The sequence below is a fragment of the Blautia sp. AF14-40 genome, assembly GCF_003479665.1.
Classification (GTDB): domain Bacteria; phylum Bacillota; class Clostridia; order Lachnospirales; family Lachnospiraceae; genus Fusicatenibacter; species Fusicatenibacter saccharivorans.
On sequence record NZ_QUHK01000048.1, the window covers coordinates 1 to 10,215 of the forward strand.

Annotated in this window: 9 protein-coding genes; all 9 read right to left on the reverse strand. The window is 35.5% G+C overall.

Going from position 1 to position 10,215, the window contains the following annotated elements; all coding sequences use genetic code 11:
* Positions 1-396 precede the first annotated feature (396 nt).
* Complete coding sequence (locus DWW13_RS17055) at positions 397-1,629, reverse strand: ABC transporter permease (RefSeq protein WP_055226878.1); 1,233 nt, start codon at positions 1,627-1,629, stop codon at positions 397-399.
* A 24-nt stretch (positions 1,630-1,653) separates the two neighbouring features.
* A complete protein-coding gene (locus DWW13_RS17060) occupies positions 1,654-2,319 on the reverse strand; it encodes an ABC transporter ATP-binding protein (protein ID WP_055226876.1) in 666 nt (221 codons plus the stop codon).
* Between the two features lie 31 nt (positions 2,320-2,350).
* Positions 2,351-4,027, reverse strand: a complete 1,677-nt coding sequence (locus tag DWW13_RS17065) for an ABC transporter ATP-binding protein (protein WP_055226874.1) — start codon at positions 4,025-4,027, stop codon at positions 2,351-2,353.
* Between the two features lie 20 nt (positions 4,028-4,047).
* A complete protein-coding gene (locus tag DWW13_RS17070; RefSeq protein WP_022463281.1) occupies positions 4,048-4,941 on the reverse strand; it encodes a leucine-rich repeat domain-containing protein in 894 nt (297 codons plus the stop codon).
* 6 nt (positions 4,942-4,947) lie between these two features.
* Complete coding sequence (locus tag DWW13_RS17075) at positions 4,948-6,357, reverse strand: ABC transporter permease (RefSeq protein ID WP_158554998.1); 1,410 nt, start codon at positions 6,355-6,357, stop codon at positions 4,948-4,950.
* Between the two features lie 141 nt (positions 6,358-6,498).
* On the reverse strand, positions 6,499-7,542 hold the full coding sequence (locus DWW13_RS17080; protein WP_055226872.1) for a DUF1611 domain-containing protein: 1,044 nt from the start codon (positions 7,540-7,542) through the stop codon (positions 6,499-6,501).
* 2 nt (positions 7,543-7,544) lie between these two features.
* Entirely contained in the window at positions 7,545-8,951 is a 1,407-nt protein-coding gene (ccpM, locus tag DWW13_RS17085; RefSeq protein WP_055265672.1) for a Cys-rich peptide radical SAM maturase CcpM, read from the reverse strand.
* Complete coding sequence (locus tag DWW13_RS17090; RefSeq protein WP_055226866.1) at positions 8,944-9,210, reverse strand: hypothetical protein; 267 nt, start codon at positions 9,208-9,210, stop codon at positions 8,944-8,946. The genes ccpM and DWW13_RS17090 overlap by 8 nt, the downstream gene beginning before the upstream one ends.
* A 458-nt stretch (positions 9,211-9,668) precedes the next feature.
* Positions 9,669-10,215 (reverse strand): hypothetical protein (locus DWW13_RS18915; protein ID WP_158579778.1); only part of this gene is annotated, 547 nt, incomplete at its 5' end.

Sequence of the window (10,215 nt, forward strand, 5' to 3'; positions counted from 1 at the left end):
CCGACTCGGATCAGCTCGTTTATTTTATCACAGAGCTTTTCATTTGTCAAGAACTTTTTTAATTTATTTTTTTGAAGCTCTTTCGAACTTCCTGAGAACGTTTTGTTCTCTGCCGTTCTCTCGATCAGCAACTCGTTTATTCTATCAAACTCATTTGCTTTTGTCAAGAACTTTTTTCAAGTTTTTTTGAAGTAGTTTTGCAACCCGCGGCAGCCACCCGGCTCCGAACTAGGTTTTTCTGTTTCAAAAGAACTCATTCACTGTAGCTCTCGCTGACAGCTTAGTTATAATAACACCCCCGAAAGCAAAAGTCAACACCTTTTTTCGAATTTTCTTATTTTTAGAAAAATACGGTCAATTCTGCATATTCAGTATTTTATCTGACTATTTCTTTTTTTACTCCATCATCAAAATCTTTTTCGGCTGATATCGTACAATCTGGTATACCATAACCATAGAAGAAGCCAGCACAACCCCCATTCCACAAAGATACAATATTATAATCTGCTGTGTCTTAATTGCAGCCTGCACACCGTTCGAAAGATCTACAGCTATTTTTATCACATTCGCCAAAGGATAAGAAAAAATTACCCCCGCTGTAATTGCCAGCAATACCGGGCAAAAAGATTCCATCAACATCTGCAGCATAATCCGCATCTTTGTTTCTCCAACAGAAAGAAGAATGCCAATCTCAAACATGCGATCCCGCAAATTCATAAGAATCAAAAAACTTAATGTGATAGTTCCAAGGATTACGGAAACTATCACCATGAGATTCGAAATCCCTGCCAGGCTCTTCAGGCTGTCGGCCACCGCTTTATAAGCTGAAACATTTACCGTATAGTCCATATCATATTCTTCTTTGATATATTCCGGCATTTTTTTCGCATCTTCAGCAAACGCTCTTCCTTCTTCCGGGTCCTTCAACTGCAATGTAATTTCTTTTACATTATCATTTTCATTCATCTCATAAACTGGTGTATCCAGGGTATAGATAGCATTTGCTGGGTTATTATATACCACATTTCCACTGTAAGCTGCCTCGTTCGTACTGTAAATACCACTGATTTTAAATGTATACCGCTCCTTTGTGTATGGTGAAAGAACAGCTATGGTATCTCCTATTCCCAGTCCATTCCGTTCCGCAATCCCATCACTGACTACCGCTTCTTCTGCATTCTGCGGTACATGTCCCGAAATCAGTGTAACTACAGAAGAAACAGAACTAAAATACTCGACAGGATCAGATGATCCCTCCACATAAATATTTTCTGTTCCATTTTCTTCCTGTCCGTCCATAATTTCAGCTGTAAAGTTATCCGCCAGAGCAGCTGTCACCGTATTACAGCTGCCAAACCGAATTCTTTCATCAGCGCAGAGTTCCAAATATTTTTGATGTGAAATCGAATTCACACCGCGCGGCTCTTCACTGTATATCTGACGCTCATTCGATACAAGCACGCTTCCTCCGATGCTCGTCCGAATCTCCCATATCCGTTCCCGACTTGCCGCGCGGATACATAAGCCAAACAGGATCAGGATGGATAAAATCAGGAAACTTAAAAACATCAGAATTGTATTTTTTTTATGATAAGAAATACTGCGAAATGCTCTTTTGATCCAGTTCATAAAAACTTTCCCTCCCCCTCATGTTTAATCCTGCAATTTTTTCTTTTCCAGCCGTACCACCACATCTGCCTCCGCGGCAAATGCTTCCGAATGTGTAACTGCTATTACACATTTCTTATCTTCATGAGCCAGCTCTTTGAAAATTTTCACAATGCCAGCCGCCGTATCAACGTCCAGATTTCCCGTCGGCTCATCCGCAAGAATCACCTCTGCATTTGTCGAAATCGCACGCGCAATCGCTACGCGCTGCTGTTCGCCTCCTGAAAGTTTATTGATATTGCGGTTCATCTGATCTTCTGTAATTCCCATTCGTGTCAGAAGTTCCCGCGCCCGTTCTTTTTTGTTTTTAATCGGATTTGACGTAATTTCCATTGCCGCCAGCACATTCTCCAGCGGGGTCAGATAAGGCAGCAGATTATACGCCTGAAACACAATTCCAATCTTGCTGTTTCGATATCTTGTATAGCCAATTTCCCGGATATCTTTTCCTTCAAAGCACACGCAGCCGCTCTTAGGTTCTTCCAGCGCACCCGCCAAAGTCAGCGTCGTTGTTTTCCCCGATCCAGAAGGACCAACAATCGTGTAAAGAGTACCCTTCTCAAATGAATAGCTGGCTTTATCCAAAATATCAATTCTCTTTCCGCCGCTCTCGTAAAAATAGCTTACCTCTTTTAATTCCAGTTCTGCCATATTGTTCCTTTCTACTATAATCTAGTCGCCTCTACATTTTTCCAGTTCTCACTTCCGTAAGAAACCCATCTTTTACCAAATATACTTTATCAAATTTTTCCAGTTTATCATAATGATGTGTAATAAAAATCACAGATTTTTCCGGCATTTCTTCTGTTATAATTTTATAAAGATATTCATTGGCTTCTACATCAAATCCACTGGACGCTTCATCAAAAAGCATAACCGGCGCATCTTTCAATAGTGCCCGTGCAACCACAAGCTTTTGTCTTTCTCCTCCTGAAAGAAATGCTCCATCATCTCCTATTTGTGTTTTTTCTTTTTCTGGAAAACGTTGCAAGTATTTTTTCACGCCACTTTTCCTTAGTACCTCATTCAGTTTTTGTCTGTCTGCTTTCCCCTCCAAATCTATATTCTGCACAATGTCCCCCAAAAACAACGCTGATTTCTGACTCACAACAGAAAAAAGGCTTCGGTATTCTGATAATTTTAGCACTTTTATATTTTCACCATTACATAAAATTTCTCCTTCTTCCGGTTCATAAAATCGTAATAGTAATTCCAAAATTGTTGATTTTCCACTTCCATTTTTTCCAATAATAGCCACTTTTTCTCCCGGCTCAAGTTTAAAAGATACTTTCTTTAACACTTCCCTATCCTTTGTATACTGAAATCTCACATTTTTAAATTCTAATATTGGCGAAATCTCTTTTTCCACTCTTTTACTTCCACTTCGTTCCTCTTCCATATTCAAAAATGTATAAAGTCGTTCAGCGGACGGTTTGACACTTGCAAAATGCATACGCAGATCAATTAAACTATTTACCGGTCTTGTAACATAACTAGAATAAGAAACAAAAGCAAAAACTGAACCTATGGAAATTTTTCCCACGAACACCAAATATCCACCAACTAAATAAATAAGAATTGTTACACCCCACTCTAAAACAGCATCCCCAAAAATATTCCATGTCTCAATCATGGTTCCTTTCATTTCAACCGCTAACGATTTACAAATCTGTTTTAAAAATTCGCATTTTCTTAATTCATATAGATTCCACAATTTAATTTCTTCCACAGTATTAATTGTATCGCCAAGCCATCCTCCAAATTGTTGCTCAACTTGAATATACATTTTCATGTTTTTCTCACGCTTTTTAGCAAGACATTTTACTAACACGTATTTCACTGGAATTACTATCACTACAATGCATAACAGTTCAGGACTCAACAGCATAAGTCCAGCAAGTCCACTAATTACACGAAAAACATACGAAAAGCTCATCACTACATATCTATCTGTCATAGACGCAACCTGAGATACATCGCATTGTAACATTTGCACTATTTCCATACTATTTTTCATTTGAAAATAATGTTTTTTTAAATGCAATAATTTTCGAAATACATTGCAATACAAGTTCTTATAGAATGAATTATGTATTTCTGCAAAAGTTTTTGCCTGCACAACTTCAATCATTAAATATACCAGCACACAAACAAATAAACCGGCTACTCCATTAACAATTTGGGGCATATTTTTTTCGAGTATTCCGATGTCTGTGATCTGTTTTATCAATAATGGTTGCAGAAATACAGTTACTGTAGAAACAATAGTGCTTATACTCAAAATACCTATTTCTTTTTTATATTTGAGTAACTCTTTTAAAAAATATAAACATTTATTATTCTCTATTATTTTCTTCATTGTTCACAAATATAATATTTTTAATCCTTTAAGCAAACACTGATTCCTATTAGTCCAACCATACACACCCCAAGAAATATGTCCATCCAGACTATTTTCCCACTTTGCTTTTCTCCACTCGAAGGAGCCTTAAAAAATACTTTTTCAAAGCCTGTATCATTTTTATCAAAATATTTTTGTCCTATAACCTCTTCTTTCGTTTCATTCTCCTTCTTCTCAAGCCAATACTGGATCGAAATTTCCTGCATTTCTTCACCACCATATTCGGCTCTTTGATTATCTTTTGCAAGTTCTTCCGCTATTTTTCCGCCAAAAATCTTCATCGCACTATCTTGACTTTCTTCATAGGGTTTTCCAGCTCCCAAAAATAAAAATTGTCCTACTTTCTCCACGCTATCTGGAATCCGTATTTTTGACAAAGAAGAGCAATACATAAAGGCATTATCACCAATGCTCTCTAAACCATCATAAAAATAAATCTGTGTGATTCTAGTTCCCTGAAATGCGCTTTTTCCTACCTTTTTTAGTGTTTTTGGCATTACAATGCTGATAAACCCAGCAGTTGTATCACTGTACTGACCATCTTCCGCAAAGGCAGATTCCCCGATTTCAACAATGCCTTCGGATATCTGCACTGCCCGAAGATCCGTTTTTCTCAAAAAGCAGGAATCTCCGATTCTCGTCACTTCTTTCCCACCTACTTCTTTCGGTGTGACAATCACGCTTTCCGTCCCGATATAGTTTCGTAAAGTTACAGTTTCATCTTCTTCCACGCTATACTGGTAATCTCCCTCTTGGAGCCAGTCTGCCTGTAGCGAAACCTGTGTCGTTCCAGATTCCACTGCAAAAACGTCTTCCCGCCATACCAGCACCAGAACCATCGCTACGATCATTATCATTCTTTTTTTCTTCATGAACACCTACTTTCTGTCCAGCAATATAGATGCCGGGCTTTCTCTAGTTATTTTGCCGACTTGCAGAATTAATATCAAAAGGAAAAGATCTAAAATACCAAGAATCATCCCCGTCATGATTTTCCAGTTCCACTCAATGGACAAATCCGTATCAACAGTTACTCCCGTTGATTCATACGCAGCTATTTCGCTTGTCGGGAGCGCGTTTTTAATATTTCCCGACAGATCTTCATTTTCCTGCTCCACTTTCTCAGCCTGATTCGAAATCATCCGATCTGCGAAATACTCTGCTGTTGGTGTCGCACACAGCGCCGCAAAAACCAGGGCAATCAAAACCGGAACCAAATTCTCCAAAACGAACTGTCCTAAAATCCTTTTTCTGTGTTCCCCCATCGAAAGTAAAATTCCAATCTCACGTTTTCGCCCTTTGACTGACAGGCTGGTCAGAATGCCGAACAGTAAAATTCCGGCAGTCACAAATCCTACGATCATATATCCTATCAGACGATTCAATTTTTCAACAGGTTTCGCAACCATCTCATACCATTCCTTGTTTCGAATCAACTGATAGGACCATTCTCCAGATTCCAAATCCTGCTGTGATATTACCATTGGCTTTACGCTGGAACGTATTCCATTTTCATCGGTCTGTACAACATCATCCACACTTCCTATTTTTATTTTGTTTTTTGTTTCTTCTATGAATGGTTCAACTGATTTTGTATCTTTCAAATAGACCGTAACTGTATTAAATCCCACATTTTGAATTTTTAATGCTTTCATAGAATACTCGCAGAAAATATCCAGTGGAATAAAAATTAAATTATTGTGCCAGTCATTCACAACGGAATCGGACTGATAAACCTCTGGAGTTCTGTAAATGCCTCGAATTTTGAAACTAATTTCTTCCGGGGCACTTACTTTATAGTATTCGATCGTTCCCTGCTCCATTTTATATTTAACAGTATCGCCCACATGGAGATGATTTTTTTCGGCGTATTTTTCTCCTACCACAGCTTCGTATTTGCCCCGTTCTCCGTAGCTCAGTCCGCTTCCTTCCACAATCCTGTAACCCTTTGCCAGAAAATAGGTATCGTATGCGCAGTCCAGTGTTCCAACAGCCGTCATCGTATACATGCCTGAATCTTTCAGATAACCTTTTAGGCGCTGTTGTGTCTCCTCGCTGATATATGTTTCCGTATCCACCGGATCAAGCCAATATGTTCCCGCTTCCATGGTGTACCCCTGAACATAATTGCTGTCAATGAACTTTTCTACGATTGCGGACGGGATCGCATATACAGTACATGATTTTCCAGCTTCTCCCTCGGCCGGCCCGCGCAGAGTAATAGAGTTGGCCAATGTTTCCTGTGCTCTTTTCACTTTATTTCCACTTGCAATTCCAATCATCAGCATAGAAAATATCGCCAGGAAAAGTACTAAAAACAGTATGATATACATCAATGTTTTCGCAGGAGTACTTCTTAATTTTCTGCTCGCTCTTTTCAACATATTCTTTCTTCCCCCTATATATTTCAAAATGCGACAAGCTTATGTTTAATTTTCAAGTGTCCAAATAATCCTATCGCTCAATTTTTCTATTTGAGAATCACTTTTAATATCAACAACTGATATTTTTTTCAAATGCTCAAAATCCCTTTCCTTGTCAATTAATTTTAAAAAACACATCTTTTTTTGTTCAAAACTCGCATCCATATCAATTGCAAATTCTGATATTCCAATATCATTAATTGTAATATCATATCTTTTTTGAACCTCATCTTTAACATGACTAATAAACGCTTCTTCATAGCGCATATATGGTAGCATCAAAACACTATAATCTGGTTCTATTGCACACATAAACAATTGTGTAGTAATGCCAAAATCATTAGAATATTGTGGATTAAACGAGAGACATGCTCCTGGTATCCCAACAATTACAATATCATAATCTTGTTCTAACCGCTTTACAGCCGCATTTATATTTATAATTATCTCTTCATTCCTATTTTTCCCATTTAAATATTTCTTTTCAAAGCAAAATGTATCTTTCCCAATTAATCCATTTAATCCAGAAACAATTGCTGCAACTTTATATCCTTTTTGTTTCAAACATTTTTGCAGTTCTAATTCCATTTTCAATTTTCCACTATTTTGTGTCAAACCCAAAACGCAAATAACCGGAATATTTATCTTTCTTACTCTTAAATCGTCACACTTTTTTTGAATTTTTAATTTTTTAGCAACAACGACATTTTCATAATGCTGATCTATCTCTAAACTGTTCCTGATATTATTAATAGAAACTATCGTTATGGATTTCTGCTTTGCTGTTTTCACCACGCTCTTTATATATTCAGGCGATGCATCGTGCCAACTTTCAAGAAGAATTAACACTTCACATTCTTTTATAATATTACCTATTCCCTCCTCTATTATTATCTCACTACCATCACAACGTTGAATTTTTTTCCCGCAAAGTCCCCATGCTTTTATTGAAGCAATATGCATAATTTCACCATATCTACATTCATGTATGTTCTCAAATAGTGTTATACTTTCTTGATCTACCGGAAATATACCTACTCTTTTTAACATTTTCATTCATACTCCTCAAATTTATAACCAAGTTCTTTTAAAGTACAGTAATTTTTCATTGCCTCTTCAAATCCCCCTCTAACCTTCCAGCAATGTTTTTCTATTTCTTTATTTGAAATATTTTTAGTGTCATCTGCACATGCTATACAAATTGTGCAATGTTGATATGCCCAACAATCCTTACACCGGTCTTGCGAATATCGTTCTATATTTAGCAAATTTAACACTTTGTTTTTATCTATTCCTTTTTTTATATCACCTATTTTGGAAACTTCTGATATTTCACTCACTCGCTCACACGGATATATATTTCCTTCTGCTGTTACAAAAATTTTTTTCGCGCCTGGAATACAGGGACCACTATGATGATTTACCTTTGAAATCTCTTCTTGCATTTTTTCCTCATGTTGTTTAATTTCTCTCATTTCATTATCAAATTCTTCTTTTACTGCTCTAGCCACAAATTTTTCATTAATTCGTTTTAATTTTGAAAGAAAACATTTAAAATATTCATATTCCTGTTCTTCAACAAATTCTCCGCTAAATTCACATTGTTTATCCGTATAATTATCATTCAAAACAGATATTCTACTCAAATTTTTCGAAATCAGCCTATCTTTATCCAAAAACTCATATATTGTTCTTAACTCATTTTGGGGATCTAACACTGTGTTGAAAGACACATTTTTTTTATAATATTTTCTGTCCATACTATATATCATTTTCATGCTATCTCTCAATTTTTCAAATGATCCTCTATTACTTCCTGCAAATATTCTATTTTTATCGTGCACTTCTTTAGGCCCATCCAAACTAAACATAATTTGTATATTATTTTTAATAAAATACTGAACAATTTCTGGTGTAAACAACGTTCCATTAGTGGTCAAATTAAAATGTACCGTTCTTTGGCAATATTCTCTCTTCACATACTCAACTACTTCTTTTATCAATCTGAACATTAATAATGGCTCTCCGCCATAAAATGATATATATATGTCTTCGCTAGACATCGAATGCCCATACAAATAATCTACTGCTTCTTTTGCAGTTTCCCAGCTCATTTCTTTTTGACTATGATTTCTATTTTTGTAATCACCAGAATAAACACAATAACTGCAACGCAAATTACATTTTTGTGTCACTTGCAAAACTAACTGATTCATTCTATTTTCTAAATAAGATTCTAAAAAGTCCGTAGCAAAATGTTTTACCTCTTCTACCCGCGTTCTTTTCAAATATCCTTCATTTATTAGCTTTTCTATTTCTCTTTCCGCTTTTTCATCCCAAATATTGTTTTCCAAAAAATTATATGTTTCGAAAGACACCTGAATAATTTTATCAGTATTCACATCATATACATAATATTCTTTTGCAGTTTTGAAACAATGAATAAATGGTTTATGCATGTTCTTTTCCTCTTGTTTTATATGCTATTTCTTTGTTAATCAATTTTATTATGTCATCAAATGTATCAAATTTTCCAGCCACAATATCTTTTTCCTTAAAATGAATATCAAATTCTTTTTCTAACTCCACATATACATTTATCAAATCTCTTGCGCTGAATTTTAGATCATTTCCTAAAAGCTTTTGATTTTTCCAGTCTTTTTTCTGTTCTAAATTTCTATATTTCTTTAATATATCTTTCACTTTTTCTTCTATCATTTCTATTCTCTTTCATCAAATCTACTATTGTCAGCATTTTTACTCTACAACAAACATATCAACATTTTAACAAACGCTATTTCAAAGGATCTATAATACTTCTAGCCATATTCTTAAACGATTTTTTATAATGCTTAAATCAACTTTTAAACTTATCCTCTAATTAAAATGAGGACTACCACTAATTAACACTGTAGCTGCCCTCATCTTTCTTACATTTTAGTGATTAGCATTAGATCCAAATACACTTGTGTATAACTGATTCTGCGCCTGAGCTTTCTGAACATAGGCAGACCCACACGTAGAAAAGCATGTGCATGAACACGGTCCATTTGCATAAACACTCACATTATTTCTTCCCTTATGTTCTTTCTTTTTAAGCGTTTTCTTCATTTGAATACCTCCCTTCGAGCATAATTTTATTACCCATTGCGATCGCAAAAGTAATCCAGTAAATTTTAGTCGTCTAAAAGTTGCATTATTATCCATTTATATGCGTTATAACAATTTTCAAACTGCATTTGCTCCATCCTTGTTTTCACATTCCATCCTTTTTTATCAAAAACCTCAAAATCTATCAAACTATTACTTTCAAATATATTTTTATCCGTTTGAATAATAAGCACATCTGGATTGTATATTGTATTTACTGCCATTATTAACGTCTCTGTCACATTCCCATGCGTATAAAATTCTAATGGAATTTCTGCCACGCAAGACTCTTTTAGGTTCTTTTCTGATGTTAATACTATACACTCATAGTCTTCCTTCCCAAAACACTCATATAACAACTTTGCCCCAATAACAGTACGTGTTAAAATTATCGGAATTGACCACGCTTTATTATTCACAATCCCATTCCATTCCAATTCTTTTTCATAGATACATTTGTTTATATGATTCATAATAAATTTTTTTGCATCTTGGTATGAACCTTTTTTATTTTTCCTTAAATAACATATCAAAAGCACAGTAATAATCGGAGCTGCAAAACTATTTGATTTG

Coding starts and splice junctions, on each gene's coding strand:
- DWW13_RS17055 (WP_055226878.1), bottom strand. CDS start 1,629: ATGAACTGGATCAAAAGAGCATTTCGCAGTATTTCTTATCATAAAAAA.
- DWW13_RS17075 (WP_158554998.1), bottom strand. CDS start 6,357: ATGCTGATGATTGGAATTGCAAGTGGAAATAAAGTGAAAAGAGCACAG.
- ccpM (WP_055265672.1), bottom strand. CDS start 8,951: ATGCATAAACCATTTATTCATTGTTTCAAAACTGCAAAAGAATATTAT.
- DWW13_RS17070 (WP_022463281.1), bottom strand. CDS start 4,941: ATGAAGAAAAAAAGAATGATAATGATCGTAGCGATGGTTCTGGTGCTG.
- DWW13_RS17090 (WP_055226866.1), bottom strand. CDS start 9,210: ATGATAGAAGAAAAAGTGAAAGATATATTAAAGAAATATAGAAATTTA.
- DWW13_RS17065 (WP_055226874.1), bottom strand. CDS start 4,027: ATGAAGAAAATAATAGAGAATAATAAATGTTTATATTTTTTAAAAGAG.
- DWW13_RS17060 (WP_055226876.1), bottom strand. CDS start 2,319: ATGGCAGAACTGGAATTAAAAGAGGTAAGCTATTTTTACGAGAGCGGC.
- DWW13_RS17080 (WP_055226872.1), bottom strand. CDS start 7,542: ATGTTAAAAAGAGTAGGTATATTTCCGGTAGATCAAGAAAGTATAACA.